Annotated in this window: 25 protein-coding genes and 1 tRNA gene; 19 read left to right on the top strand and 7 right to left on the bottom strand. The window is 65.3% G+C overall.

The window, feature by feature from the left end; all coding sequences use genetic code 11:
- Positions 1–189 precede the first annotated feature (189 nt).
- The 10 genes from P2G67_RS12585 to P2G67_RS12540 all read left to right on the top strand — a co-directional run bounded on the left by P2G67_RS12585 (position 190) and on the right by P2G67_RS12540 (position 10,186).
- Positions 190–765 carry an anthranilate synthase component II gene (locus P2G67_RS12585; protein WP_275823632.1) on the top strand — a complete coding sequence of 192 codons (576 nt, stop codon included), beginning with the start codon at positions 190–192 and terminating at the stop codon, positions 763–765.
- Between the two features lie 21 nt (positions 766–786).
- On the top strand, positions 787–1,824 hold the full coding sequence (trpD, locus tag P2G67_RS12580) for an anthranilate phosphoribosyltransferase (protein WP_322099701.1): 1,038 nt from the start codon (positions 787–789) through the stop codon (positions 1,822–1,824).
- Positions 1,821–2,627 carry an indole-3-glycerol phosphate synthase TrpC gene (trpC, locus tag P2G67_RS12575; RefSeq protein WP_275823570.1) on the top strand — a complete coding sequence of 269 codons (807 nt, stop codon included), beginning with the start codon at positions 1,821–1,823 and terminating at the stop codon, positions 2,625–2,627. The genes trpD and trpC overlap by 4 nt, the downstream gene beginning before the upstream one ends.
- A complete protein-coding gene (gene moaC, locus P2G67_RS12570; protein ID WP_275823569.1) occupies positions 2,624–3,100 on the top strand; it encodes a cyclic pyranopterin monophosphate synthase MoaC in 477 nt (158 codons plus the stop codon). Before trpC ends, moaC begins: the two co-directional genes overlap by 4 nt.
- A complete protein-coding gene (locus P2G67_RS12565) occupies positions 3,100–4,323 on the top strand; it encodes a molybdopterin molybdotransferase MoeA (protein ID WP_322099700.1) in 1,224 nt (407 codons plus the stop codon). The genes moaC and P2G67_RS12565 overlap by 1 nt, the downstream gene beginning before the upstream one ends.
- Before the next feature lie 41 nt (positions 4,324–4,364).
- Complete coding sequence (locus P2G67_RS12560; protein ID WP_275823568.1) at positions 4,365–5,402, top strand: TAXI family TRAP transporter solute-binding subunit; 1,038 nt, start codon at positions 4,365–4,367, stop codon at positions 5,400–5,402.
- A 141-nt stretch (positions 5,403–5,543) separates the two neighbouring features.
- Positions 5,544–6,392, top strand: a complete 849-nt coding sequence (locus P2G67_RS12555) for an SRPBCC family protein (RefSeq protein ID WP_275823567.1) — start codon at positions 5,544–5,546, stop codon at positions 6,390–6,392.
- A 151-nt stretch (positions 6,393–6,543) separates the two neighbouring features.
- Positions 6,544–7,011, top strand: a complete 468-nt coding sequence (locus P2G67_RS12550) for a (2Fe-2S)-binding protein (RefSeq protein WP_275823566.1) — start codon at positions 6,544–6,546, stop codon at positions 7,009–7,011.
- A 4-nt stretch (positions 7,012–7,015) separates the two neighbouring features.
- Positions 7,016–9,376 carry a xanthine dehydrogenase family protein molybdopterin-binding subunit gene (locus P2G67_RS12545; protein ID WP_275823565.1) on the top strand — a complete coding sequence of 787 codons (2,361 nt, stop codon included), beginning with the start codon at positions 7,016–7,018 and terminating at the stop codon, positions 9,374–9,376.
- A gap of 15 nt (positions 9,377–9,391) precedes the next feature.
- Entirely contained in the window at positions 9,392–10,186 is a 795-nt protein-coding gene (locus P2G67_RS12540) for an FAD binding domain-containing protein (RefSeq protein WP_275823564.1), read from the top strand.
- Between the two features lie 92 nt (positions 10,187–10,278).
- On the opposite strand, the gene dapF is transcribed toward P2G67_RS12540, so the two are convergent.
- Positions 10,279–11,142, bottom strand: coding sequence for a diaminopimelate epimerase (gene dapF, locus P2G67_RS12535; RefSeq protein ID WP_275823563.1), 864 nt, complete (start codon positions 11,140–11,142; stop codon positions 10,279–10,281).
- Positions 11,132–11,968 (bottom strand): branched-chain amino acid aminotransferase, encoded by an 837-nt coding sequence (locus P2G67_RS12530; RefSeq protein ID WP_275823562.1) that lies wholly within the window; start codon positions 11,966–11,968, stop codon positions 11,132–11,134. Before P2G67_RS12530 ends, dapF begins: the two co-directional genes overlap by 11 nt.
- 113 nt (positions 11,969–12,081) lie before the next feature.
- Between P2G67_RS12530 and P2G67_RS12525 the strand changes: the two genes are divergently transcribed.
- The 3 genes from P2G67_RS12525 to P2G67_RS12515 are packed head-to-tail and all read left to right on the top strand — an operon-like array spanning position 12,082 to position 14,695.
- Positions 12,082–12,426 carry a DUF952 domain-containing protein gene (locus tag P2G67_RS12525; protein WP_275823561.1) on the top strand — a complete coding sequence of 115 codons (345 nt, stop codon included), beginning with the start codon at positions 12,082–12,084 and terminating at the stop codon, positions 12,424–12,426.
- 3 nt (positions 12,427–12,429) lie between these two features.
- On the top strand, positions 12,430–13,485 hold the full coding sequence (locus tag P2G67_RS12520; protein WP_275823560.1) for a quinone-dependent dihydroorotate dehydrogenase: 1,056 nt from the start codon (positions 12,430–12,432) through the stop codon (positions 13,483–13,485).
- Positions 13,472–14,695, top strand: coding sequence for an MFS transporter (locus tag P2G67_RS12515; RefSeq protein ID WP_275823559.1), 1,224 nt, complete (start codon positions 13,472–13,474; stop codon positions 14,693–14,695). Before P2G67_RS12520 ends, P2G67_RS12515 begins: the two co-directional genes overlap by 14 nt.
- Here P2G67_RS12515 and P2G67_RS12510 read toward each other — a convergent pair.
- Entirely contained in the window at positions 14,674–14,979 is a 306-nt protein-coding gene (locus tag P2G67_RS12510) for a 4a-hydroxytetrahydrobiopterin dehydratase (RefSeq protein WP_275823558.1), read from the bottom strand. The genes P2G67_RS12515 and P2G67_RS12510 overlap by 22 nt on opposite strands.
- Before the next feature lie 78 nt (positions 14,980–15,057).
- Between P2G67_RS12510 and P2G67_RS12505 the strand changes: the two genes are divergently transcribed.
- Positions 15,058–15,492 carry a metallopeptidase family protein gene (locus P2G67_RS12505; RefSeq protein WP_275823557.1) on the top strand — a complete coding sequence of 145 codons (435 nt, stop codon included), beginning with the start codon at positions 15,058–15,060 and terminating at the stop codon, positions 15,490–15,492.
- 44 nt (positions 15,493–15,536) lie between these two features.
- Positions 15,537–16,388: a sterol desaturase family protein gene (locus tag P2G67_RS12500; protein ID WP_275823556.1), complete on the top strand. Its 852-nt coding sequence runs from the start codon at positions 15,537–15,539 to the stop codon at positions 16,386–16,388.
- Here P2G67_RS12500 and P2G67_RS12495 read toward each other — a convergent pair.
- The 4 genes from P2G67_RS12495 to P2G67_RS12480 all read right to left on the bottom strand — a co-directional run bounded on the left by P2G67_RS12495 (position 16,333) and on the right by P2G67_RS12480 (position 22,690).
- Positions 16,333–17,025, bottom strand: a complete 693-nt coding sequence (locus P2G67_RS12495) for a LolA family protein (protein WP_275823555.1) — start codon at positions 17,023–17,025, stop codon at positions 16,333–16,335. The two genes, P2G67_RS12500 and P2G67_RS12495, sit on opposite strands and share 56 nt — an antisense overlap.
- 110 nt (positions 17,026–17,135) lie before the next feature.
- On the bottom strand, positions 17,136–19,553 hold the full coding sequence (locus tag P2G67_RS12490; protein WP_275823554.1) for a DNA translocase FtsK: 2,418 nt from the start codon (positions 19,551–19,553) through the stop codon (positions 17,136–17,138).
- Between the two features lie 5 nt (positions 19,554–19,558).
- Positions 19,559–20,818 (bottom strand): aminotransferase class I/II-fold pyridoxal phosphate-dependent enzyme, encoded by a 1,260-nt coding sequence (locus tag P2G67_RS12485; RefSeq protein WP_275823553.1) that lies wholly within the window; start codon positions 20,816–20,818, stop codon positions 19,559–19,561.
- Positions 20,819–21,190: 372 nt separating this feature from the next.
- Positions 21,191–22,690 carry an aldehyde dehydrogenase gene (locus P2G67_RS12480; protein WP_275823552.1) on the bottom strand — a complete coding sequence of 500 codons (1,500 nt, stop codon included), beginning with the start codon at positions 22,688–22,690 and terminating at the stop codon, positions 21,191–21,193.
- A gap of 288 nt (positions 22,691–22,978) precedes the next feature.
- Between P2G67_RS12480 and P2G67_RS12475 the strand changes: the two genes are divergently transcribed.
- The 4 genes from P2G67_RS12475 (at position 22,979) to P2G67_RS12460 (ending at position 25,637) form a co-directional block, all read left to right on the top strand.
- A tRNA-Ser gene (locus tag P2G67_RS12475) sits at positions 22,979–23,070 on the top strand.
- Positions 23,071–23,238: 168 nt separating this feature from the next.
- A complete protein-coding gene (locus P2G67_RS12470) occupies positions 23,239–23,493 on the top strand; it encodes a ribbon-helix-helix domain-containing protein (protein WP_275823551.1) in 255 nt (84 codons plus the stop codon).
- A gap of 6 nt (positions 23,494–23,499) precedes the next feature.
- Entirely contained in the window at positions 23,500–23,817 is a 318-nt protein-coding gene (locus P2G67_RS12465) for a type II toxin-antitoxin system RelE/ParE family toxin (RefSeq protein ID WP_275823550.1), read from the top strand.
- A gap of 452 nt (positions 23,818–24,269) precedes the next feature.
- Complete coding sequence (locus P2G67_RS12460) at positions 24,270–25,637, top strand: MBL fold metallo-hydrolase (protein WP_275823549.1); 1,368 nt, start codon at positions 24,270–24,272, stop codon at positions 25,635–25,637.
- The last annotated feature ends 88 nt before the right edge of the window (positions 25,638–25,725 follow it).

Here is a 25,725-nt window from a genome sequence, read left to right as displayed (position 1 = left end):
AATCCGCCTTCCAACTCCTGCCCCGCCAGCGAGGCCCTTAGCCCAGTGTAGCATGCTTGCTCTCCGACAGGCTCGCTTCCTCCGCGTCGAGACCTGCTGTTGTGCTGGCGCTTTCTTGCCCTTTGCTGGGTTGCTATAAAGGCGGGCCAGCTCGCGGCCCCGCCACGGGCACCGTCAATGGACCGTTTCATGATCCTGCTGATCGACAACTACGACAGCTTTACCTGGAATCTCTACCACTATCTCGGCGAACTGGGTGCCGAGGTGGTGGTGCATCGCAATGACGCATTGAGCGCCGCAGAGGCGCTGGCGCTCAAGCCGGAGGCGATCGTTCTGTCTCCGGGCCCTTGCGACCCCGACCGGGCGGGTATTTGCCTCGACTTGATCGCGCAGGCCGCCGGACAGGTGCCGCTTATGGGCGTTTGCTTGGGCCACCAATCCATCGGCCAGGCACTCGGCGGGCGCGTCGTCAGGGCGCCGCAGCCGCTGCACGGCAAGATGAGCCGCATCACGCACAACGGTCAGGGCATCTTCGCCGGCCTGCCCTCGCCGATGCAGGTAACCCGTTATCACTCCCTGACCGTGGAACAGCAGAGCCTGCCGGATACGCTCGAAGTTACGGCGCGGACGGCCGATGGCGTGATCATGGGCCTCCAGCACCGTGAACTTCCGATCCACGGCGTCCAGTTTCACCCCGAGTCCATCGCTTCGGAACACGGCCATCAGCTCCTGCGGAATTTCCTCACGCTGGCCGGCCGGGCCTGAGAAGAAGCCAAGGAAGAAGCCATGCCCGCCGACATGCCCGACTTGAAAGCCCTGCTCGCCGAGGTGGCGAATGGGCGCAGCCTCTCCGAGACAGACGCCCGCCGCGCCTTCGACATCATGATGGCGGGTGACGCCACGCCCTCCCAGATGGGCGGCTTCCTGATGGCCTTGCGCGTGCGCGGCGAAACCGTAGCCGAGATCACCGGGGCCGCGCGCGCCATGCGCGGACGCATGACCGCGATCGAAGCCCCTGCAGGCGCCATCGACACCTGTGGCACCGGCGGTGACGCCAAGGGCACCTTCAATATCTCGTCGGCCGCCACCTTCGTGATCGCCGCCTGCGGGCTGCCCGTCGCGAAACATGGCAACCGCGCCCTTTCCTCAAAGAGCGGCGCCGCCGACGTCCTCTCCGCTCTCGGGGTCAATGTTGATGCGGACATGGCGCTCATCCGCAAGGCCTTGTGGGAAGCCAACACCTGCTTCCTCATGGCGCCACGCCATCACAGCGCCATGCGTCATGTGGGGCCGACGCGGGTCGAGCTCGGAACCCGGACAATCTTCAACCTTCTCGGGCCCTTGTGCAGTCCGGCAAAGGTAAAGCATCAGCTCATGGGCGTGTTCGATGACGTGTGGCTGGTCCCGCTGGCCGAGGTGCTACGAGAACTGGGTCATGAGCGCGCCTGGATCGTTCACGGTGAGCATGGCTTTGACGAGCTGACCACGGCCGGGGCCACCTATGTGGCCGAACTGAACCGGGGTGACATCCGAACCTTCGAGGTGACACCCGAGGATGTCGGCCTGCCACGTTGTGCACCCGATGACCTGGCCGGTGGCGACGGGCCGGAGAACGCCGCGACACTTCGGGCGCTCTTGGCCGGACAGCAGGGGCCGCTGCGCGACACCGTGCTGCTGACGGCCGCCGCCGCGCTGGTGATCGGCGGCAAGGCCCAGGACCTGCGCGAGGGCATTGCGCAAGGGGCCCGCGCAATCGACGAGGGCCACGCGACGGCCGTTCTGGAACGACTGGTGGCGATTACCAATGAGGGGGCGCGGGCATGAGCGACGTCCTGGCTCGCATATGTGCAGAAAAGCGCGAAGAGGTCGCCCGCCGCAAAGCAGTCCGTTCGCTCGCCGAGGTACAGGCCGCTGCGGAGGCGGCCGATCGGCCGCGCGGCTTCGTGGAAGCCTTGCGTCGTCGGGCGGCAAGCAATGGCTACGCGCTGATCTGCGAAATCAAGAAAGCATCACCCTCCAAGGGATTGATCCGAAACGATTTCGATCCGCCTGCACTGGCCCGATCCTACGCGCAGGGTGGCGCGACCTGTCTTTCTATCCTGACCGACACACCCTGGTTCCAGGGCCGTGACGAGCACCTGCAGGCCGCGCGCGCCGCGGTCGATCTGCCGGTCCTGCGCAAGGATTTCATGCTCGATCCCTATCAGATCGTCGAGTCCCGCGCCCTGGGTGCGGACTGCATCCTGCTCATCATGGCGGCGCTGGAGGACGGACAGGCAGCGGAGTTGGAGGCGGCTGCCTTTGACCTGGGCATGGACGTCTTGGTCGAAGTTCACGATGGTGAGGAGCTGGCGCGAGCCCTGAAACTGCGGTCCGCCTTGATCGGCATAAACAACCGCAACCTCAAGACCCTGGACGTCGATCTCAAGGTAACGGAAGAACTGGGACCCGAGGTCTCGGAGACGCGCTTCCTGGTCGGCGAAAGCGGCATCTATGCGCCGGAGGACATTGCACGCCTGCGCCGGGCCGGGGCCCGCGCCTTCCTGATCGGGGAATCGCTGATGCGCCAGGATGACGTCACGCAGGCCACGCGGAAACTGGCGGCAAGCGACGAGGCGGCGGCATGAGCGAGTTCACCCATTTCGATGCGCAGGGCCATGCGGTCATGGTGGACGTCTCCGACAAGCAGGAAACGGAGCGTGTCGCTGTCGCAAAGGGCGAGATCGTCATGCAACCCGAAACGCTGGCACGGATCCGCGAGGGTGGCGTGAAGAAGGGCGATGTCCTCTCGGTGGCGCGTCTGGCCGGGATCATGGGCGCAAAACGCACGCCCGACCTCATTCCCCTGTGCCACCCCCTGGCCCTGACCAAGGTGACCGTAGACCTGGCGCTGGCGCCGGAGCGCAACGCCGTGGAGATCACGGCCACCTGTAAACTCAAGGGACGCACCGGCGTGGAGATGGAGGCGCTCACCGCCGTGAGCGTCGCTGCGCTTACCGTCTACGACATGTGCAAGGCCGTCGACCGCGGCATGCGGATCGAGAACGTTCGTCTGGCGCATAAATCAGGCGGAAAATCCGGTGTTTACGAGGCATCGTGATGATCTCGGTTGAAGAAGCACGCGCTCGCATCTTGGAGGCCTTCAGCCCGCTGCCCACGGAGGTCGTGGCCATTGATCAGGCCCTGGGGCGGGTGCTGGCCACACCAGTGACCGCTCGGACCACGCAACCCCCAAAGGCTGTCTCGGCGATGGATGGCTATGCGGTCAAGGCTGTCGATGTGGCGCAAGTCCCCGTGCGCCTGCGCGTGGTGGGTGCCGCACCCGCCGGCGGTGATCACGAAGGAATCCTGCAATCCGGCGAGGCCGTGCGCATCTTCACTGGCGGCCCCCTGCCGCGCGGCGCTGACGCCATCGTCATTCAGGAAGACACGGACAGCGGTGAGGACAGCGAGGGCTCCTGGGTCGAGGTCCGCGTCACCGTTCCCGAAGGGCACTACGTCCGCCCTGCCGGACTGGATTTCTCGGCCGGCGATCGCGGCCCCGCGGCCGGACAGCGGTTGGGCGTGCGGGACATTGGCCTGGCCGCGGCCATGGATCAGCCGTGGCTCACGGTTCATCGCAAACCGCGCGTGGCGATCCTGGCCACCGGCGACGAGGTGGTCATGCCTGGTGAGCCGCGCGGCCCCAATCAGATCGTCAGTTCCAATGGCTTGGCGCTGCAGGCGCTGGTGCGCTCCTGCGGCGGAGAAGCGCTCAACCTGGGCATCGCGGAAGACAATCGGGATTCACTGCTGCGGCTCGCAGCCGGCGCGCAGGGTGCTGACCTGCTGGTAACCACCGGCGGCGCTTCCGTGGGAGAACACGATCTCATCCGCTCAGTTCTCGGCGAGGACGGGCTGGAGCTGAACTTCTGGAAGATCGCCATGCGCCCGGGCAAGCCGCTCCTCTTCGGGCAGCTACGGGAAACGCCCCTGCTGGGTCTTCCGGGCAATCCCGTTTCCTCGCTGGTCTGCGGCCTGATCTTCCTGCGCCCGATCCTTGCCCGTCTGCAGGGGCTCGACAGCGATGAACGGACCGTGACAGCCCGCCTGGGCAAAGCGCTGCCGGCAAACGATAAACGCCAAGACTATCTGCGCACCCGCCTGACCGAAGAAGCCGACGGCAGCTTGATCGCCCTGCCCTTTAACCGCCAGGACAGTTCCATGATGGCCACCCTGGCCCAGGCCGACGGCCTCTTGATACGGGCGCCCTTCGCCCCCGCTGTCGAGCCCGGTGAGCTGGTTTCCGTGCTGCCGCTGGCTGAAACGTGGAGCGGACTGTAACATAGCCCACGCTAAATAATGGCTCTCGGGGAGGTGATAAGATGACCAGGCACCGCAAGGCACGTCGCACTTTCTTGCAGGCCAGTGCCCTGGCGGCGGTCACATCCCTTGCACTTAGCTGGGGCGCCGGCGCGGCACAGGCTGAAGGCAGCAGCTACATTCTCGCCACCGCCACCACCGGTGGCACTTACTATCCCGTGGGCGTGGCGCTGGCCACTCTGGTGAAGATCAAGCTCCAAGCCTCCGACGGCATCGACATGTCGGCCATTTCCTCGGCAGGATCGGCTGAGAACATCCGCATGATGCGCAGCAACGACGCACAGTTTTCCATCCTGCAGGGCCTGTTCGGCGTCTATGGCCGTGATGGGATCGGCCCACTGGAGCAGGAAGGACCGCAAGCCAATCTGCGCTCGATCACCGCACTCTGGCAGAATGTCGAGCACTTCCTGTTGATCAAGGATCTCGCCGAAACCGGCACAATCGAGGACATGAAGAACGTCTACGGCCAGCCCTATTCCATGGGCGCGGCCACCTCGGGCACGCGTTTCTCGAACGAGTTCATTCTTGGCAATCTCGGGATCGACCATGGTCAGTTCGAGCAGGTGCACAAGGGCTATGGTTCCTCCATCGACGACCTGCGAAATGGCGTCATCGTCGGCACCAATCCGGCCGCTGGTCCGCCTGCCGGCGCGGTGACCCGGGCTTTGGCCCAGATGGGCGACGACATCGCGTTTCTCCAGTTCACCGAAGAGCAGGCCCGCGCCGCCGATGGCGGGAACACGCTCTACAGCCCCTACACCATCGAAGCCGGGACCTACCCTGGACAGGAAGAGGATTGGCGGACGATCGCCCAGCCCAATTTCTTGGCAGTGAACGCCGATGTGGCAGAAGAGCACGTCTATCTCATCACCAAGACCATCTACGAGAACCTGCCCTTCCTCATCAACATCCATGCCGCCACCGATGAAATGTCGCTGGAAACGGCTCTGACCGGCCTGCCCTTCCCGCTGCACCCCGGTGCTGCGCGCTTCTACGATGAAGTTGGGATCGACATTCCGGAGCACCTGCGCCCGCAGTGAGGGCGTGGCGTAACGAGGGGCTGCCGCAATTCCCTGTTTCATCTGGAATTGGCGAAAGCCGCATCAGGCTCTAGGTTGAAAGGAAGCCGCCGGTCGGGATCGGCTCGGGGGCACGGGCAATAAGCAAGAGGAACACTCTCCATGGAAATGAGCGGCGAACAGCGTATTCCGGCACCGCGCCAGGTGGTGTGGGACGCGCTCAACGATCCGGAAGTGCTCAAGGCCAGCATTCCCGGCTGTGAAAGCCTGGAGCAGAACGAGGCCGGCGATGCCTTCGACGCCAAGGTACGCGCCAAGGTGGGGCCCGTCAGCGCGCGCTTTGCCGGTTCCGTCATCTTGACCGACATCAACCCACCGGAAAGCTACACCATCAGCGGTGAAGGCAAGGGCGGTGCGGCCGGCTTCGCCAAGGGCGGCGCCAACGTCAAGTTGACCGAGGAAGGTGCAGAAACGCTGCTGTCGTATGACGTGAATGCCAAGGTGGGCGGCAAACTGGCCCAGCTTGGCTCGCGCCTGATCGACGGCACTGCCCGCAAGATGGCTGACGACTTCTTCGCGCGCTTCTCGGAGATTGCGGCTGAACGCGCCGGTGGGCCCGCGCCCTCCGGCACAGCAGCGGCAGCTCAGCCGGCAGAGCCCGAGCCCACGGCGTCCGCGGAGCTTCCAAAGGCAGAACCCGCCGCAGAGCCCACGGAATCTGCAGTCGGTGCGGCAACGCCACAGCCACAAGCCGCGCAGCCCACGGAATCGGCGGAACTGCCGAAAGCCGAAAGCGCTGCGGAGCCCACCGAGTCCGCAGTCGGAGCCGCAGCGCCGGAGCCACAACCGGAGCCCGCACAGCCCACACCGGAACCACAGCCTGTTGGCGCCGCGGAGACCGCACCAGGCGCGAAAAAGGAGCCGACCACGCCGGCTGCCGGCCTGCCGCCGGCTGCATGGATCGGTGTGCTGGTGGCAATCATAGCCATTTTGCTGTTTTTGATTCTCTGATCTGGCCCCCGCACTCCGGGTGCCTCTTGACCGCCGAGAAACCGCGCAACACACTCGCAAACAGGGATACCCCGGCCAGCGGGATACCGAACAACAAGACACTCTGTCGGCACAAGATCGACCGAGTCCCCGAACATCAGGAGGGAGACGGATGCCTAGCCTTTCCATGACGATCAACGGCAAGCAGGTGACGAAGGACGTCGATCCGAACACGCTGCTTGTGCAATTTCTGCGAGAGAACCTCTCGCTCACCGGCACCCATGTGGGCTGTGACACCAGCCAGTGCGGCGCCTGTGTCGTGCATGTGAACGGCAAGTCCGTAAAATCCTGCACCATGCTTGCTGTCCAGGCTGAGGGCTCGGATGTCACAACCATCGAAGGCCTGGCCCAGGGCGACGAGCTGCACCCCATGCAGGCGGCCTTCCGCGAGCACCACGGTCTGCAGTGCGGCTTCTGCACGCCCGGCATGGTGATGAGCGCCGTCGATCTGCTGCAAAACAACCCGGACCCCAGCGAAACCGAGATCCGGGAATGGCTGGAAGGCAACATCTGCCGTTGCACCGGCTATCACAACATCGTCAAGGCCATCCAGGCCGCGGCGAGCGAGATGAGGAGGTGAGCCCATGCCCGAGAACGGAATCGGCGCCCCGGTAAGGCGTAGGGAGGACAAGCGTTTCCTGACCGGAAAGGGACGCTACACCGACGATATCAATCGCCCCGGCCAGCTATACGCCTACTTTCTGCGTTCGCCGGTGGCCCATGCCAAGGTGACCCGCGTCGAGACGGCCCAGGCCGAAGCGGCCCCGGGCGTGGTTGCGGTTTTCACAGGTCAGGACATGGCGGCCGACAACGTGGGCTCCCTGCCCTGTGGCTGGACGGTCACCGATCGCCACGGCGAGCCTCACAAGGCGCCGCCGCACTATCCGCTGGTACGCGACAAGGTGCGCTACGTCGGCGATCACGTGGCAATGGTGGTGGCTGAAAGCTATGCCCAAGCCCGCGATGCCGCCGATCTGATCGAGGTGGACTACGACGAGCTTCCCGCCGTGGTCGACACCAAGGAGGCAATGTCCGGCACCCAGATTCATGACGAAGCGCCTTCCAACCTCTGCTTCGACTGGGAACTGGGCGACAAGGACGCCGTGGAGCAGGCCATGAGCCAGGCGGCGAACGTCGTCGAGCTGGATCTGATCAACAACCGCCTGATCCCCAACGCAATGGAGCCCCGCGCGGCCATCGGTGATTATGACAGCGGCACCGACAGCTACACGGTCTATTCGACCAGCCAAAACCCGCACCTGTTGCGGCTGATTCTCTGTGCCTTCGTGCTGAACCTGCCGGAGTCCCGGGTGCGGGTGATCGCGCCGGACGTGGGTGGCGGCTTCGGCTCGAAGATCTACGCCTATGCCGAGGAGACCTGCTGCACCTGGGCGGCCAAGAAGGTCGGCCGGCCGGTGAAGTGGACGGCCGAGCGTGGCGAAGCTTTCGTCTCCGACGCCCACGGCCGCGACCACGTCACCAACGTGAAGCTGGCGGTGGATCAGGAAGGCAAGTTCCTGGCCTTGAAGGTCGATACCACGGCGAACGTGGGGGCCTATCTCTCCAGCTTCTCCACCTGCGTGCCCACTTATCTCTATGCCACCCTGCTGGCCGGGCAGTACGCCACCCCGGCAATCTATGCCAATGTGAAAGCGGTTTTCACCTCCACAGCACCGGTGGATGCCTATCGCGGCGCCGGTCGCCCGGAGGCCACCTACCTGATCGAACGGGTGGTGGAAGTGGCGGCCCGCCAACTGGGCATGGATCCGGCGGAGCTGCGGCGCAAGAACTTCATCAAGCCCGACCAGTTCCCCTACCAGACCCCCGTGGCACTGACCTACGACATCGGCAACTACGAAGCCTCGCTCGACAAGGCTTTGGAGATGATCGACTACAAGGGCTTCCCGGCACGCAAGGCCGAGGCCGAAACGCGCGGCAAGCTGCGCGGCATTGGCCTTTCCGCCTACATCGAGGCCTGCGGCATTGCGCCCTCGGCCGTGGTGGGTGCATTGGGCGCCGGCGTGGGTCTCTGGGAATCGGCCCAGGTCCGCTTCAACGCCACGGGCACGGTATCGGTGATGACCGGTGCGCACAGCCATGGCCAGGGTCACGAAACCAGCTTTGCCCAGCTCGTGTCCGAGAAGCTCGGCATTCCTTACGAAAACGTGGAGATCGTGCACGGCGACACGGGCGCGATCCCCATGGGCATGGGCACCTACGGCTCCCGTTCGCTCGCCGTGGGCGGCTCGGCCATTGTGCGGGCCTGTGACAAGATCGTCGAAAAGGGCCGCAAGATCGCAGCCCACCTGCTCGAGGCCTCGGTGGACGACGTGGAATTCAAAGACGGCCAGTTCACCGTGGTTGGCACCGACCGCTCCAAATCAATGGGTGAAGTGGCCTTCACGGCCTATGTGCCGCACAACTATCCGGAAGGGGTGGAACCGGGCCTGGACGAAACGGCGTTCTACGACCCGCTCAACTTCACCTACCCCGCCGGCGTGCACATCGCCGAAATCGAGGTCGACCCCGACACCGGCATCACGCAGATCGTGGACTGGGTGGCCGTGGACGACTTCGGCCGGGTGCTGAACCCCATGATTGTCGAGGGTCAGGTGCATGGCGGCATCGCCCAGGGCGTAGGCCAGGCGCTGCTCGAGAACTGCGTCTATGACAAGGAAAGTGGCCAGTTGGTGACTGGTTCCTACATGGACTACACCATGCCGCGGGCCGACGACCTGCCCTCATTCCGGGTTGGAATGACTGTCACAGAGTGCACCCACAATCCGCTCGGCGTGAAGGGTTGCGGCGAGGCCGGTGCCATTGCCGCCCCGCCGGCACTGATCAACGCCATCACCGACGCAATCGGTGAAGAGATCGACATGCCGGCCACCGCGGAAAAAGTCTGGCGCGTCTGCCAGGCCCGCTTCGCCCAGGCAGCCGAGTAAGGAGGAGAAACGAGAATGTACGCCTTTGAGTATCACAAGCCCTCCTCGGTCGAAGACGCCGTGGCAGCGCTGAGTGGCAAGGACGATCCGAAGATCGTGGCTGGCGGCATGACCCTGCTGCCGACCATGAAGCAACGGCTTGCCGCACCCAGCGATCTGATCGACCTCGGTGGCATCGCGAAGCTGGTGGGTGTGCGCGAGGACGGCGGCGCACTGGCCGTGGGTGCCATGACAACCCACGCGGCTGTGGCCGGCAACGATCTGGTAAAGTCCCGCATCCCGGCGCTGGCTAACTTGGCCGAAGGGATTGGCGACCCGCAAGTGCGCAACCGCGGCACCATCGGTGGTTCGGTGGCGAACGCCGACCCGGCGGCGGACTATCCAGCCGGTCTCGTTGGGCTCGGTGCGACCGTGGTCACCAACAAGCGGGAAATCGCTGCCGACGACTTCTTCACTGGCCTGTTCGAAACGGCCCTGGAAGAGGACGAGCTGATCACCTCGGTGCGCTTCCCGGTGCCGCAGAAGGCAGCCTACGCCAAGTTTGCCAACCCGGCGTCGCGCTATGCGATTGTCGGCGTCTTTGTCGCGCAGACCGACGGCGGCATCCGTGTGGCGGTCACCGGTGCCAAGGGCAGCGTCTTCCGCGTTGCCGAGATGGAGCAGGCGCTGTCCGGGAACTTCTCGGCCGACGCCGTGGCTGGCATCAAGGTTCCAGCGGACGAAATGAACGGTGATCTCCACGCCTCAGCCGAATACCGGGCCCACCTGGTGACGGTCATGGCAAAGCGCGCAGTGGCCGCTGTGGGCTAACCGCCTCGGCAGCGAAACGCATCAGGGCCCGTGCCTCAGGTGAGGCGCGGGCCCTTTTTGTTGTTTGAGACTATTTCTGTACGGTTGGGCGCTCAGCCTTCCAGGATCGCCGGATCGAGCTGTCCGGTGAAGACCTCGGCCGCGGGGCCGGTCATCTCCACATGGCCGTCACTCTCCCGCCAGGCCATCCGCAGCGTACCGCCTGGCTGATGCAGCAGGGAGCTGCGCCCGGAGATCAGCCTACGCCGCACCGCGGCCACGATCACGGCACAGGCCGAAGAGCCGCTAGCATGGGTCGCCCCGGCGCCGCGTTCCCAGATGCGGTGCTTCAAAGCACCGTCGGGCAGGACCTGCACCACCTGGACATTGGTTCGCTCGGGAAAGAGCGGTGCATGCTCGATCTGCGGCCCAAGAGCGGCCAGATCGATTGCATCCGCATCCTCGACGAAGAAGACCACATGCGGATTGCCCATGGAGACCGCCACGGGATCGGACAGCGGGCCCAGGGCGAAATCCAGGTGCAGGGTGTCCATCTCCCGCGCCAGCGGAACATCCTGCCAATCCAGGCGCGGCGGCCCCATGTCGACGGAAATCAGGCCATCGCCCACGGCACGCGCGTGCAGCTCGCCCACCAGGGAGCGGATGACCACCCTGTCCTTTCCGGTTTCCCGGAACAGCAATCGCGCGACACAGCGCGTGGCATTGCCGCAAGCCTCCGCTTTGCTGCCGTCCGCATTGAAGAAGCGCACGGCCACGTCAGCCCCCTCGGGCGGCGGTAGCAGGATCACAACCTGATCGCAGCCGATTCCGAAATGCCGATCCGCCACCCGGGCGAGCTCAGCCTGACTCAGCTCCAGCGGGCTGGTCCGGGCATCGAAGACGACAAAGTCATTGCCCAGGCCGTGCATCTTCCGGAAGGCGAGCGACTCACCTCCCCCGGTGATTTCAGCCGCCATGCGCCCAGGCCCAATAGAGCTCGCGCGCCCGGCCATAGATCGGCCCCGGCTGCAAATCCCGATCCTCGATGCGGGTGAAGGGCAGCACTTTTCCGTAGTTTCCGGTCTGGAATACCTCGTCGGCCTCTAGGAAATCCTTCCAGGTAAGCGTGCGCTCATGGACCGTGATCCCCGCCTCGCGCAGCAGCTTGATCACCCGCTGGCGGGTGATGCCGTTGAGGAAGGTGCCGTTCGGCACCGGCGTGTGCGCCTCGCCATCCTTCGCCAGCCAGATATTGGCCGAGGTGAGTTCGGCGACATTGCTGTTGGAATCGAGCATCACCGCATTGTCGAAGCCGCGCGCACGGGCCTCGCGCAGTGCGCGACCACTGTTCGGATAGAGGCAGGCTGCCTTGGCGTTGGTCGGCGCGGTCTCGATGGTGGGGCGCCGGAAAGGCGAAAGCGTCACCGCGCCGCCCATGGGCTCCGGCAGTGTCGAGTCATAGATCGAGAGGCAGAAGCGCGTGGTCTCCGGATCATTGTCCACAAAGCCGCCCTCGGCCCAGTACATCGGCCGGATGTAGAGCCCAGCACCCTTCTCGAACTTTGCGATGCCGTCCTGGCACAGCTCGAAGATCTCACCGGCGTCGTGCAAGGGCTTCAGGCCCATGGCGCGGGCCGAGTTGTTGATGCGCTGGCAATGGATATCCAGATCCGGCGCCACCCCCTCGAATGCCCGCGCCCCATCGAACACGCAGGAGCCCAGCCACATGGCATGAGTCATCGGCCCCACCAGCCCGGGATTGCCCTCCAGCCACGCGCCATCCACATAAGTCCAGGTTGTCATCACTCACCTCATAAAGCCTCTCGCAGCAGCATAGCTGCTGGAACCGCGCACGCAATCCGCGGCTTGTCGGGAGAGACCTGGAACAGTGCCTGAAGCATCAGTAAGCTCGCAGCATGACTGAAACGATCTATCACGTGTGTCGTGCCGAGGACTGGGCTGCGGCCGGGGCCAACGGTGGTTATTGCGGCTCGGCCGATGATCTGCGGGACGGCTTCATTCATTTCTCTACGGCCGCGCAGGTGCGCGAGAGTGTTGCGAAGCATCGGGCCGGACAGGAGGGGTTGGTCATTCTCGCAGTCGAGGCCGAGGCGCTGGGCAACGCTCTGAGATGGGAGCCGTCGCGCGGCGGTCAACTCTTCCCGCATCTTTACGGGCCCTTGCCCCCGGAGGCTTTGCGCTGGGAGCGCCCCCTGCCCCTGGGTCCGGATGGACACATCTTCCCACCGCTTGAGGCCTGAGCCATGGCGCTGACGGATCAGGCGCTCGCCCTCCTCCACCGGCTTGATCCGGAGCGAGCGCATCGCCTGACGGTGCAGGCGCTGGCTCTGGGGCTGGGGCCGAGGCAGAAGCAAGCCGACGACCCCATCCTGCGCACGACGCTCTTCGGCCGGGAACTGGCCAATCCCCTGGGCCTGGCGGCTGGTTTCGACAAGCATGCCGAGGTCATGGCGCCGCTCCTGGCCGCGGGTTTCGGTTTCGTCGAGGTAGGCTCCATCACACCGGAGCCGCAACCCGGCAACCCACGCCCACGGGTCTTCCGCCTCCCGGAAGACGGTGCCGTGATCAATCGCTACGGCTTCAACAGCCGCGGCGTTGAGCGCGCCGCTCGCCGCCTCGCCGGCTATCGCACCGCCGCGGGACGCGGTTTTGTCGGGGTCAATCTCGGCAAGAACAAGCAGACCAGCGATGCGGCCAAGGACTACGCCCGAGGCGCCGCGCGGCTGGCCATGCATGCCGACTATCTCGTGATCAACGTGTCTTCGCCCAACACCCCCGGCCTGCGCGCACTGCAGGGGCGCCAAGAGCTGGAAAATTTGATTGCACGTGTGCGCGCGGCCCTGCCCGACCCGGCGCCGCCGTTGCTGCTCAAGATCGCACCGGACCTGACGGAAGCAGACCTGGAAGACATCGCCGCTGTGGCCCTGGACGCGCCGCTGGACGGGCTCATAATCTCCAACACCACCATCGCCCGGCCAGCCAGCTTGCGGAGCGCGGTCAAGACGGAAGCCGGCGGCCTCAGCGGCCGGCCGCTCTTCGGCATGTCCACCGAGGTCCTGCGGCAGGTCTATCGCTTGACCGGCGGCGCCCTGCCCCTGATCGGGGTCGGGGGCATCGGCAGTGGCGCCGATGCCTATGCCAAGCTGCGCGCCGGGGCCAGCGCGGTGCAGCTTTACACGGCGCTGGTCTACGAAGGGCCCGCACTCATCCAGCGCATCAAGGCGGAACTGGCCGAGTGCCTGCGCCGTGACGGGCTGTCCGATCCGGCCGATGCCGTGGGACGCGATGCCGGCAGGTGACCGCTCGCGCGCGCTGCAGATCATTGCGCTGGCCTGTCTTGCGCATGTGCTGAGCGTCGCGCACCACGCCACCTTCCCTGCCCTGATCCCACTCTTCCAGACCGAATGGGGCCTCAGCAACAGCGAGAGCGGCTGGATCAGCGGCATCTTCTTCGCGGGCTACCTGCTGGGCGTGCCGGTTCTGGTGCCGGCGACGGACAGCCTCGATCCGCGCCGCATCTACATCGTCTCCGCCCTGGTCGGTGGACTGGCGACCCTGGCCTTTGCCTGGCTCGCCCAGGGCTTATGGTCGGCCCTGGCGCTGCGCGCCCTGGCCGGTCTCGGAATGGCCGGCACCTTCATGGTGGGTCTGCGCCTGGTGACCGATCGCTTGAGCGGGCGCTGGGAAAGCCGCGGGGCTTCCTGGTATCTGGCCAGCTTTTCCATCGGGCTTGCCTTCTCGACTCTCTTGGCCGGCGAGTTGGCAGCCCTTGGCGGCTGGAAGCTCGCCTTCCTGATCGCAGGGCTGCTCAGTGCAGGTTCCGTGCTGCCGGCGCTGCTGCTGCCGCCGGTCCCGCAGGTGCGACGAACCGCACCGGTCTCCCGCCCGCTGGACCTGCGCCCCGCGCTGCGCAACCGGACGGCGCTCGGCTACAACATCGCCTATGCCTGTCACACTTGGGAACTCTTCGGCTGGCGATCCTGGTTGGTCGCCTTCCTTGTCTTCGCCTTTGCCTGGCACGGTCAGGACAGCGTTGCCGGTTTCGAGCCCACCCAGTGGGCGAGCCTCTTCCTGATGCTGGGGCTGCCGGCGTCCATTCTGGGCAACGAGGCAGCTCTGCGCTGGGGCCGGCGCAGGACACTGACCCTGGTGATGCTCGCCTCGGCAGCTTTGGCCGCCGGTCTCGGCTTTGCCTCCGTGCTGCCGCCGGCGCTGCTGCTGTTGCTCGTGGCCTGCCACGCGATCCTGGTCATGGCGGACTCCTCGGCGCTGACCGCCGGGGCCGTGGCGGCAGCGACCAGCCGCCGGGGTGCCACCATGGCGGTGCACTCGCTGCTCGGCTTCACCTTCGCCTTCTTCGCACCCCTGGCTGCTGGCCTGCTGCTGGATCTGGGTGGCGACACGCCGCTGGGATGGGGGCTTGCCCTGGCCAGCCTTGGACTGGTGGCAGCCTGCGGGCCCCTGGCGCTGCGCTATTCAGCCAGGCATCAGGCATCGCCCGCGGCTTGAGCGAAACGCTCCATGGCCTTGGCGAGTTTGATATCCAGTCCAGTAACGCCGCCGGCGTCATGAGTGGCCAGGGTGACCTCGACTCGATTGTAGACGTTGAACCATTCTGGATGGTGGTCCATCTTCTCAGCCGTGAGCGCCACCCGCGACATGAAGCCCCAAGCTTCGTTGAAACTCCTGAAACGGAAGGTACGCTGGATCGCATCTCGCCCTTCGACCTCGCCCCATTCCGGCAGGTCAGCGAGGGCGGCGGTGCGTTCGGTTCCGACCAGCTTTTCACGCATGGTGCAGCGCTCCTTTTTTGAAGGTCTCGATCAACAGGACGTGGCGGCCGGCCGGAAAGCGGTCAAGGAAAGTCTTTCATGCTTTTGAAGAGAAACATCATGGTCGAGTCTGGATTTCTTCATTCCCACGGTGCTCCGCCCAGCCTCGTCGACATGGATGCCATGGCCCGCGAGGCCCTGACGGCCGTTCCGCAGGAGCTCCGACGCTTTCTCGGCGACGTGACGATCCGCGTAGACGACTTTCCCGACGACGAGGTGCTGGAGCAGCTCGACTGCGAGTCCCCCTTCGACCTGCTCGGCCTCTATCGGGGCGTCGACCTGACGCAGCGCAGCTTCTCCGACCAGCCGCAGGATCTGGACGTCATCTTCCTCTATCGCCGCCCCATCCTCGACTATTGGTGCGAGACCGGAGAGGACCTGACGCGCATTGTCCGCCACGTGCTGATCCATGAAATCGGCCATCACTTCGGCCTGTCCGACGAGGCCATGGAGCGGATCGAGCAGGAAGTCTGAGCCTGCGGCTTGGGCCGCCGCCACAAGAGCGCCATATCCAGGCCATGGACATCGGCATCGCCTCCCTGCTGGCCTGGAAGGGCGTCATCGTTGGCGCCTGGTTTCTAGCCTTCTTCCTGGCTGAGCGGCTCCGGCCCGCCGCGGCACCCCTGGCGCAGCGAGAGCGCGAGCCGCGGGGCGGTACGCCGCGCCTGGGCCGCAACGCCGGGCTTTGGCTGCTCAATACCGGCCTGTCACCGCTGCTGGTGGTCCCGATCACTGCCTGGGCGGCCAGCCAGTCGCTCGACTGGCGACCCTCGGTCTGGAGCGGCTGGGGCGGTCTGCTGCTCGACCTTCTGCTGCTGGACCTGCTGATCTACTGGTGGCACCGAGCCAACCACGAGATCGCCTTCCTGTGGCGCTTTCACGAGGTGCACCATCGCGACCGCTTCCTCGACGTCACCTCGGCGGTGCGCTTCCACTTCGGGGAAGTGATTCTCTCGGCGTTGGCGCGCGGCGCCGTGATCTGGCTGCTGGGTTTCCCGCTGCACTCGGTGCTGGTCTTCGAGGCCGTGCTGCTCCTGGCCTCGATCTTCCACCATTCCAACCTGCGCCTGCCGCGCGGACTGGAACGCTCCCTCTCCGAGGTTATCATCACGCCGGAGCGGCACTGGGTGCACCACCATGCCATACGGCAGGACACGGACTCCAATTACGGCACGGTCTTCGTGATCTGGGATCGGCTTTTCCGCTCCCTCAACCCCAACCCTCGCCGGCTGGACATGGTGATTGGCGTCGAGGGACGCGGCGAACAGACGCTGCTCGCGCTTCTGCTCCAGCCCTTCCGCCGGAACTCTGACGTCAATTCGTCCGATCGAAACCGGGCGCCCGGATCCCCGGCAGATTCTGCACATTGAAGACGGAGGGGTTGGGGCGAGTCTCGTAGTCGAGCTCGTGCAGTGCCACCTGAGTGCGCACCCCCTGGGTATCCACCACCTCCCAGAGCACCAGCTCCAACGGCTCCTGCTGGAACACCAATTCGATGGTCCCCTCTTCCGGTGAGTCGCTCTGGCGCAGCAGGATGGAGAGGTAGTCCTCGTCCTGTTGCACGTTCAGGATATCGAGCCCGTCCTCCAGATCGATGTCCTCGCGCAGGAGCAGCCACAGCGGCGTGCGGCTCAGCGGCACCATGGTGGCCTGCTCCAGTTCGCGATCATAGATGACGAAGTTCATCCCATCGGCGACCAGAAGCGTGGGTTCGGGGGCGTCATAGTCGAAACGGATACGCCCCGGTCTCCGCAGGGCAAAGTCCCCTTCCGAGCGCCCACCGCGGGAGGTGGTCTGCACGAAACGCCCCTGCAGGCTATCGATTTCGTTGAGGTAGCCCTCGACGGCTTCCAGGCTGTCTTCCGCCTCGGCCGGCGCAACCTCCTCCGGCACCGACAGGCTGGGCACGTCCTGCGCGTCATCACTCTCCTGCGCCCCCGCCGCACCGAGAGGCAGCAGGAGTAGGACGAAAAGCGACAGGGCTGTCAGCGAAAGCAGGCTCTTCACGGGCAAGGCCCTCCATGCAGGCGATGGTGACGGTTCTTCAACTCAGTGGCACGTTGGGCAGCGAAGGTGCAAACCTCATGGCAGATTCACGGCACCTTTGCGGCGTTGCCTCAATCAAAACCACGTTCGCCCAACAGCACCTCGCGTTTGCCGACATGATTGGCCGCGCTGACGATCCCCTCGGCTTCCATCTGCTCCACCAGGCGAGCCGCCCGGTTGTAGCCGATCTGCAGCTGGCGCTGGATGAAGGAGGTGGAGGCCTTGCGGTGGCGCGCCACCACTTCCACCGCGCGGCGGTAAAGCTCTTCGTCCGGGCCGCCCTCGCCGCCACCGAGGCCGGGAATGCCCTCTTCTTCACCTTCCGGTTCGTCGGTCAGGCCCTCGACGAAGCTCGGCTGCCCCTGCGCCTTGAGGTGGGCCACGACGGCTTCCACTTCCTGGTCGGAGACAAAGGGCCCATGCACGCGGGTGAGCCGCCCGCCGTGGGCCATGTGCAGCATGTCGCCCTGGCCCAGCAGATGCTCAGCACCGGACTCGCCCAGGATGGTGCGGCTGTCGATCTTGCTCGTGACGTGGAAGGAGATGCGGGTGGGGAAGTTGGCCTTGATGGTGCCGGTGATGACGTCCACCGAAGGACGCTGGGTGGCCATGATGAGGTGAATCCCGGCCGCGCGCGCCATCTGGGCCAGGCGCTGGATGGCGCCCTCCACCTCCTTGCCGGCCACCAGCATGAGGTCGGCCATCTCGTCGACCACCACCACCACATAGGGCAGCGGCTCCAGGTCGAAGGGCTCCTCCTCGTGGATCGGCTGGCCGGTGTCGGGATCGAAGCCGGTCTGTACCCGGCGGGTCAGCACCTCGCCGGAGCGCCGCGCCTCCTCCAGGCGGGCGTTGTAACCGTCTATGTTGCGCACACCCAGAAGCGACATGGCGCGGTAGCGGTTCTCCATCTCCCGCACCGCCCACTTCAGCGCCACCACCGCCTTTTTCGGTTCGGTCACCACCGGGGTCAGCAGGTGCGGGATGCCGTCATAGACCGACAACTCCAGCATCTTCGGGTCGACCATGATCATGCGGCAGCGCTCGGGCGGCAAACGGTAGAGCAGTGAGAGGATCATGGCGTTGATCCCCACCGACTTGCCGGAGCCGGTGGTGCCGGCGATCAGCAGGTGCGGCATGCGCGCCAGATCGACAGAGATCGGCAGGCCGCCGATGTCCTTGCCGAGCACCAATGGCAGGGCCGCCTTGCTTTCAATGTAGTCGCTGCTGGCCAGCAGTTCGCGCAGATAGACCGTCTCGCGCTTGCGATTTGGCAGTTCGATGCCGATGGTGCTGGTGCCCGGAACCACGGCGACACGCACCGATGTGGTGGACATCGAACGCGCGATATCGTCCGAGAGTGCCACCACCCGGCTGGTCTTGGTGCCCGGCGCCGGCTCCAGGTCATAGCGGGTGACCACCGGGCCCGGACGGACCTTCACGATCTCGCCGCGCACGCCGAAATCCTGCAGCACGCCTTCCAGAAGGCGCGCGTTTTTCTCCAAGCCGTCGCGGTCAAGCTGCCCCCCGTCTTTGGTGGGCTCCGTCAGGAGCGTCAGCGGCGGCGGTTCGTAGCCGCCATCGCTGAAGGCGAGCGAGGTCTGCTCGTCTCCCCGCTCACGCCGCGGCGCCTTGGGGCGTTGGCTCGGCTCGGCCACCAGGCTCGGCGCGGACTCGGACGCGCTCGCCGCGGGAGACGCAGGGGCAGTGGACTTGGCGGGCTTGCGCTGGCGGCGGGCGGGCGCCGGACGCGCAGGCTTCTGCGCTTCAGTGTCACCCTCCTGTACATCCGCTGGCCGGCGCCGATTGAGCAGACTCGCACTTCGACCCACGCCACTGCGCAGATACCCAAGGGCGCGGCTGCTGCCCCGCCCCACCCCACGGCCGACGGCCCGCCATTCACCCAGCCTGAAGGCAAGTGCGAACACGCCCAGCCCCAGCGCGAACACCCCCGCAAGCAGCGCGGGGATCACCGGCGATACGGCAAAGAGACGCAAGGCCTGGGACAGCAGCAGCAGGCCGAGCCAGCCACCCAGGCCGCTGCGGAGCGGCCAGCCCTGGGTGGCGGGTACCACCGTGAGCGCCAGAGTCGCCGCCATCAGAGCCACCACGGCGGCCAGCAGGCGCAAGGTGAAGCGGCTGATGGCGTGGCTGCGCAGCAGGCGCCAGCCCCAGGCGATGGGCAGAAAGGCCACCAGAAAGGCGCCGAGCCCGAAACTTTGCAGCAGCAGATCGGCGGTATAGGCGCCCAGCAGGCCCAGCGGGTTGCCGATCTCCTGCGCGCCGGCTCGGTTGAGCGATGGATCGGCCGGGTCGTAGCCCAGGCAGACAATCACCAGCACAAAGCCGAGCAGCACCAGGCTCAGGCCCAGAGCCTCTATCAGTCGCTCACGCAGAAAGGAGACCGCCCCGGCCGGCAGCAGACGGAAGGACTTACCCCGTGCCGCCGTGCGACCGCTCGCGTTGCTTGCGCCCCGTGCCGAAGCCACCGCGCCTACCCCAGCACCTCGATCAGGCGATCGAGCGCGGGTTCGGTCACCTCCGGTCCGTAGACCAGGGCCACCCGGATGAAGCGTTCACCGGGGTTACCGTCGGGCAGCGGTCGGGCGCAGAGGTAGCCTCCGGGCAGCGTGCGGATGCCGGCCTCCTGCCACAGGCGCTTGGCCGCGGCCTCACCGTCGCCCACCTCGAGCCAGAGAAAGAATCCGCCCGCCGGCTTGGTCCAGCCGAAGCGGTTGCCCAGCTTGCGTTCGGCCAGAGTGAAGAGATTCTGGTAGAAACCGCGCGTTTCGGCGACATGGGCCTCGTCGTCCCAAAGCGCGGCGCCTGCCTCAAGGATCGGCACCGGCACGCCCGCTCCACCGTATCGGAAGAAGGCATCGATGGCATCCACCATGCCCTGCTCCCCGGCCACGAAGCCGCAGCGCAAGCCCGCGGCGCTGGAACGCTTGGACAGGGACTGAAAGCTCAACACCCGGTCAAGCGACCCGCTGTCGGCCGCAGCCTCGAGCACACCGGCCGGCGGGGTGTCGGTGTAGACGTCGGTGTAGCACTCATCGGCGGCCAGGGTGAAGCCATGCTGTCGTGCCAGAGCGATCATGCGGCTCCACTGCGCCTTGTCCGCCACCGCCCCTTCGGGATTGGAGGGCGAGCAGAGGAAGGCGATGGCGGTGCGGTCAAGAATATCCGGGTCGAGCGCACTGAAGTCGGGCAGGAAGCCCGTTTCGCGGCTCACCGGCACGAAAACGGGTTCTGCGCCCGCTGCCACGGCGCCGCCCACGTAGACGTGATAGCCCGGCGCGGGAATCAGGACCTTGGTCCGCCCCTCGGCCGCGCCGAGATTGATTGCCGCCAAGGTGGCGAAAAACAGTCCCTCGCGGCTGCCCGGGATCGGCAGCAGGTGACGACCTTCCTCGATGAAGCCGGCAGGCAGCCCGTAGCGCCGGTTGAGCCAGCCCACGGCGGCCTTGCGATAGCTCTCTGGCCCACGGAAGGGAGGATAACGCGACCAGTCGCCCGGGAACTGCGCAATCGCCTTCGCAACCAATGGCGGTGCTGCAAGCTGCGGATCGCCTATGGAGAGATTGATCGGCTTGCCGTCAGGCAACGGAGAGCGGCCGGGCTCCACGCCCTCGAGCAAGCGCGCCAGCCGCAGGAAAGGATGAAAGCTGCGCGGGTCGACACGCAAGGGTCCTTCGTCCCCGGCCACGGCCGCATTGGCCGGCGGCGTACTGGATCGACTGGCTTCGGTCATGCTGGCTCCTCAACTGGCCGCAACAAGGCGTGGCGCGTGCCTGGGACAAGACGTGAACAGGGTAACCGCTTCATGCGGTCATGGAAACCTGTAGTGGCCAGCCCGCAGCGACTCCCAAGATTTGGGAAGAACAAACGCGAAATGTTCCTTAATCCCGGGGAGCCTATTGCAGGCGTGGCTGAATCCCACGGCGGCGCCCGCTCGAGCGGATCTCGTTTAATCTGTAACGCGCAGCGTTCAGAACAAACGCGTGAATCCGCTCTGAATCAAGGGTGTAGAGCAGATTCACGTCTCAAATCGCTTCGCTTCGCGAACCCGATTTGAGACGATATGCTCTAACAGCGCCGCCGGCGATGCTGCTCGCTCCGGCTCTCAGTGCAATTCGATCCAGATCGTCTTGAGCTCGGTGTACTTCTCCATCGAGTGGAGCGACTTGTCGCGCCCGAAGCCGGACTGCTTATAGCCGCCGAAGGGCGTGGTGATGTCGCCGCCGTCGAAGCAGTTCACCCAGACCGAGCCGGCCCGCAGTGCACGTGCCATCTTGTGCGCCTTGTTGATGTCGCGGGTCCAGACTGCCGCTGCGAGACCATAGATCGTGTCGTTGCCGATACGCACCGCCTCGCTGGCGTCCTTGAAGGTTAGGACCGAGAGCACCGGACCAAAGATTTCCTCCTGGGCAACACGCATGTTGTTGCGCACACCGTCGAAGATGGTCGGCTCGACATAGCAGCCGCCGGTTTCGGCAAAGGCCTGCTTGCCGCCCAGCAGGAGCTTGGCGCCCTCTTCCTGACCGATTCCGATATAGGACATCACCTTGTCGAGCTGCTCCTTGTCGACGATGGCGCCCATCTGGGTCTGCGGGTCCAGCGGGTTGCCGAAACGCATGCCGGAGGCAACCTTCTGCACCTTCTCCAGGAACTCGTCCTTGATCGTCTCCTCGACCAGCAGACGGGAGCCGGCGTTGCAGACCTCACCCTGATTAAAGAAGATGCCCCAGGCGGCAGCACTGGCGGCGGCGTCCATGTCGTGGGTGTCGGCCAGCACGATGTGCGGGGTCTTGCCGCCGCACTCCAGGGAGACGCGTTTCATGTTGGTTTCACCGGAGTAGCGCAGCAGCAGCTTGCCCACCTCGCCGGAGCCGGTGAAAGCGATGGAATCCACGTCCATGTGCCGGGCCAGGGCCTTACCGGCCTCGGGGCCGTAGCCAGTGACCACCTGGAAAACGCCCTCGGGCACGCCGGCCTCGGCCGCGAGCTCGGCCACGCGGATGGCGGTCAGGGAGGACTGTTCGGCCGGCTTGATGATCAGCGAGTTGCCGGTGGCCAGCGCCGGGCCGATCTTCCAGGCCGCCATCATCAGCGGGAAGTTCCAGGGCACGATCGCCCCGACCACGCCCACCGGCTCGCGCCGCAGCATGGCGACGATGTTGTGGGCGGTGGGCGCCACCTCGTCATAGACCTTGTCGGCGGCTTCCGCGAACCAACGGATGCAGTTGGCCACGCCCGGAATATCGATGTTGCTGGAATCGTTGATGGGCTTGCCCATGTCCAACGTCTCCAGCAGCGCCAGCTCGGTGCGGTGCTGCAGGATCAGGTCGGCGAACTTGAGCATGACCCGCTTGCGCTTGGCCGGTGCCAGATCGGCCCAGCGGCCATCCTCAAAGGCAGCGCGCGCCGCGCGCACGGCGCGGTCCACGTCCTCCTCGCCGCAGCGGGCGACCTTGGTCAGCAGACGTCCATCAATCGGGCTGGTGCAGTCGAAGGTCTCGCCGCTGGCGGAATCGGCATAGCGACCGCCGATGAAGGCCTGCCCCCGGATGTTCAGGCCTTGGGCCTGCTCCTGAACGGCATCGAGGGAAAGAAGCGCAGACATGGGAAGTCTCTCCTCGGAAATAGAGTGGAACGGGGCTGGCGTCGCCAGTGCCGGACAAAGGCTTCCAGACATCGGCGCGTCTCGGCCGGACGATAGCGCTGCCCATGGGGCGCAGCAAGCGCAGCCCACACCGCCGAAGGCAGCTCTCGAGCGCGCGCTCCATGGTCTTGGGAGAACAGCCCGGATGCCGGCCCAGATGCCGGCCCAGATGCCGGCGTTGACAAGCCGGCGCCCCTGCGCCTAGAAGGTCTCGCCGCAAACGTCGTGGTGGACAGCCGCTCGTTTTGCGGAGGGGTGGCCGAGTGGCTGAAGGCGACGGTTTGCTAAACCGTTATAGGGTTAACCCCCTATCGTGGGTTCGAATCCCATCCCCTCCGCCATTTCGCAGAACCCGCTACAACACGAGACGCTTCGCTTCTTGCGCTGAAAGTGAACGCAGCTGCAAACAGCCATTCGGCCCAAGACTAGTTGCCAGTTCTTAAGCTAAATCTTGAAGCGCGTTCATTTTTGATTATATTGAAGACATTCCCGTCGATGGAGGTTTTGCTATGCCCCGCACGACGACAATGACAGTGCGCCTCAGCGGAGCGCTCAGCGAATTCGTTGCCAGCAATGTCAGCGAGACCGGCGCTTACGAGAATGTCAGCGAATACATTCGCGACCTGATCCGCCGCGACAAGGAACGGACAGAGCAGGAAGCATTCGACCGGCTGAAAGCCGAGCTCGCTCATGCCTTCGCAGCACCGCAATCTTCGTACCAGCCGCTCACCGCCGCAGAGGTTATTGCTCGTAACAAGGCATAACCGGGCATGGCCGCCGTCCGCATTCAAGAGGCGGCGTCTTACCGACTTGACGAGATTTATCGGTATACGCGCTCTCGTTGGGGCTCCGACCAAGCCGACCGCTACATCACCGGCATGTTCGCGGCTTTCGAAGAGATCGAATCCCATGGCGTAATCTCAAGGCCCGTCCCGGCAGAGTTCGGTGTCGCGGGATTCTTCTTTCGGTATGAGCACCATTTTGTCTACTGGCGCAGGCTCTCCAACGGCGACATCGGAATTGTCACCATCCTCCATGCGCGGATGCACCAGATCGAGAGGTTCCGCGAGGATTTCGGATCCCTTTAAAGCTCATGGCGCTTGGGAAACAAATGACAATCACGCGATGCAATGGAGCACAACGGTTATTGGATGAAGCCATCCGGCTGCATAGCCAAAGGAGTGCTCCCTGCGAACGTTAGCCTTCGACGTCGCTATCATGCTCCCAGTCCCCGCTAAATTGACCTTTCACAAAGAAGAATAGAGAGATATTTACCTTCTTACCTTGCGCGCCCATTGCCTCGGCGAGCGCACCCTGCGTAAGCCCCAGCGGCTTCTTGAACTCCTCGGCAGTATCTGCTGCTTCACCTGTAGCTGCCCACGACCATCGAGCTCAACACCCTCCTCCGGCACCAGCGAAACCTTCCCCCCCAAACCGCGTTTCCGCTCCAGGCGATTGCGCTTTGTACGCGTCCACTGCACTGCGCCGGCCGGACCGCTTGCAGCCAATCCGCACCATCAAACGGGGGAGGAGCGCGCTCATGTTCTTTCAGCCGATCAAGACACCCGGCATCGCCCATGTGGCCTACATCCTGGCGGAGGACGGCATGGCCGCCCTCGTGGACCCGGGTCGCGACGTGGAGCGCTATCTCAAGGTGCTCCACGACAACGGGCTGCGGCTGCGCTGGGTGCTGGAGACCCATCGCCAAGAGGATTTCGAGATGGGCGGTGCCGCGCTGCGGACGCTCACGGGCTGCGAAATCCTGGCTTGCGATCATGACATCATGGCTCATGCGGACCGGCGGCTGCGCGATCGCGAAACCATGCCGCTCACCGGGGGCATGACGCTGCAGGCCCTGCACACGCCCGGGCATACGCCAGAAAGCATGTGCTTTGCCATCAGCCTCGACGCCGCACCGGATCGGCCCTGGGGCGTGTTCACCGGCGACAGCCTCTTCATCGGTGACACCGGACGCACCGATCTGCCGGACGCCAACAAGACGGCCGAGAACGCCGGCCTGCTCTATGACCAAGTGCACGCCAAGATTCTGTCGCTGGGCGACCAGGCCTTCGTGCTGCCGGCACATGGCGCGGGCTCGGCCTGCGGCGGCAACGTTGCCGACCGTGACCACTCAACCATCGGCATCGAACGGGTCAGCAACGCTGTCGCGACCAAGAGCCGGGAAGACTTCATCCGCCACAAGACCGGTGAAGGCCTGGCGCGGCCGCCCTATTTCCGCCTGATGGAGGAGGTGAACCTGCAGGCCGGTCGTCCCTTCGACGACCTGCCCCTGGCATGGCTGCAGCCGGAAGCGTTCGCCGAGCTCTGCGGCGAGGCCCTGGTGATCGATACCCGCGAGGTGGAGGCCTTTGCTGGTGGGCATATCGGTGGGGCCTACAGCGTCTGGCTGTCCGGCGTGGCGCGCTACGGCGGCTGGATCGCCGAGGAGTCCGCATCCATCCTGCTGGTGGCCGACAGTCCCGCGGCCGCCCGCGAAGCACGCCTCTCGCTTGCGCGCATCGGCTTCGACAATGTGGCCGGCGCGCTGGCCGGCGGCTTCGAAGCCTGGCGCGACGCCGGTCTGCCCATCGAGACAAGCGGCACGACAGCACCGCGCACGCTGGCCGATCGCCTGGATGAGGTGACGATTCTTGACGTGCGGGAGGCCGGCGAGTTCGAAGAAGGCCACATCCCGGGCGCCGAGAACGCTTTCGTCGGTCATCTGGAAGAACAGTTGACCGAGCTTGAACGGAGCCGCGACGCGCCCCTCGTGGTCACCTGCAGCGTCGGCCATCGCGGCAGCCTCGCGGCCAGCATCCTTGAGCGCAACGGCTACGCGAACGTCTCCAACCTGCTCGGCGGCATGACGGCCTGGACGGCGCTGAACATGCCTGTGGAAGGCACCTGACGGGTTGGTCTAGCTAGCCGGAAAGTCGTCCAGATCAGGCTCCGCACCAGCAGGTCTTGCAGACAAATTATTGACCACGCGCAGGAAT

It is taken from the genome of Aquibaculum arenosum (genome assembly GCF_029222965.1).
Lineage (GTDB): Bacteria > Pseudomonadota > Alphaproteobacteria > Kiloniellales > DSM-21159 > Aquibaculum > Aquibaculum arenosum.
Note: the sequence above shows the minus strand (reverse complement) of the source record. Positions and strands in the feature narration are given on the sequence as shown.

Bases quoted from the DNA above. Each gene is read 5' to 3' on its own strand.
- P2G67_RS12460 (WP_275823549.1), top strand. From the start codon at position 24,270: ATGTTCTTTCAGCCGATCAAGACACCCGGCATCGCCCATGTGGCCTAC.
- P2G67_RS12550 (WP_275823566.1), top strand. From the start codon at position 6,544: ATGCCTAGCCTTTCCATGACGATCAACGGCAAGCAGGTGACGAAGGAC.
- P2G67_RS12530 (WP_275823562.1), bottom strand. From the start codon at position 11,968: ATGACAACCTGGACTTATGTGGATGGCGCGTGGCTGGAGGGCAATCCC.
- P2G67_RS12515 (WP_275823559.1), top strand. From the start codon at position 13,472: ATGCCGGCAGGTGACCGCTCGCGCGCGCTGCAGATCATTGCGCTGGCC.
- P2G67_RS12505 (WP_275823557.1), top strand. From the start codon at position 15,058: ATGCTTTTGAAGAGAAACATCATGGTCGAGTCTGGATTTCTTCATTCC.
- P2G67_RS12555 (WP_275823567.1), top strand. From the start codon at position 5,544: ATGGAAATGAGCGGCGAACAGCGTATTCCGGCACCGCGCCAGGTGGTG.
- P2G67_RS12520 (WP_275823560.1), top strand. From the start codon at position 12,430: ATGGCGCTGACGGATCAGGCGCTCGCCCTCCTCCACCGGCTTGATCCG.
- P2G67_RS12480 (WP_275823552.1), bottom strand. From the start codon at position 22,690: ATGTCTGCGCTTCTTTCCCTCGATGCCGTTCAGGAGCAGGCCCAAGGC.
- P2G67_RS12470 (WP_275823551.1), top strand. From the start codon at position 23,239: ATGCCCCGCACGACGACAATGACAGTGCGCCTCAGCGGAGCGCTCAGC.
- P2G67_RS12510 (WP_275823558.1), bottom strand. From the start codon at position 14,979: ATGCGTGAAAAGCTGGTCGGAACCGAACGCACCGCCGCCCTCGCTGAC.
- P2G67_RS12485 (WP_275823553.1), bottom strand. From the start codon at position 20,818: ATGACCGAAGCCAGTCGATCCAGTACGCCGCCGGCCAATGCGGCCGTG.
- P2G67_RS12565 (WP_322099700.1), top strand. From the start codon at position 3,100: ATGATCTCGGTTGAAGAAGCACGCGCTCGCATCTTGGAGGCCTTCAGC.
- P2G67_RS12465 (WP_275823550.1), top strand. From the start codon at position 23,500: ATGGCCGCCGTCCGCATTCAAGAGGCGGCGTCTTACCGACTTGACGAG.
- P2G67_RS12545 (WP_275823565.1), top strand. From the start codon at position 7,016: ATGCCCGAGAACGGAATCGGCGCCCCGGTAAGGCGTAGGGAGGACAAG.
- moaC (WP_275823569.1), top strand. From the start codon at position 2,624: ATGAGCGAGTTCACCCATTTCGATGCGCAGGGCCATGCGGTCATGGTG.
- P2G67_RS12500 (WP_275823556.1), top strand. From the start codon at position 15,537: ATGGACATCGGCATCGCCTCCCTGCTGGCCTGGAAGGGCGTCATCGTT.
- P2G67_RS12540 (WP_275823564.1), top strand. From the start codon at position 9,392: ATGTACGCCTTTGAGTATCACAAGCCCTCCTCGGTCGAAGACGCCGTG.
- trpC (WP_275823570.1), top strand. From the start codon at position 1,821: ATGAGCGACGTCCTGGCTCGCATATGTGCAGAAAAGCGCGAAGAGGTC.
- P2G67_RS12585 (WP_275823632.1), top strand. From the start codon at position 190: ATGATCCTGCTGATCGACAACTACGACAGCTTTACCTGGAATCTCTAC.
- P2G67_RS12525 (WP_275823561.1), top strand. From the start codon at position 12,082: ATGACTGAAACGATCTATCACGTGTGTCGTGCCGAGGACTGGGCTGCG.
- P2G67_RS12560 (WP_275823568.1), top strand. From the start codon at position 4,365: ATGACCAGGCACCGCAAGGCACGTCGCACTTTCTTGCAGGCCAGTGCC.
- dapF (WP_275823563.1), bottom strand. From the start codon at position 11,142: ATGGCGGCTGAAATCACCGGGGGAGGTGAGTCGCTCGCCTTCCGGAAG.
- trpD (WP_322099701.1), top strand. From the start codon at position 787: ATGCCCGCCGACATGCCCGACTTGAAAGCCCTGCTCGCCGAGGTGGCG.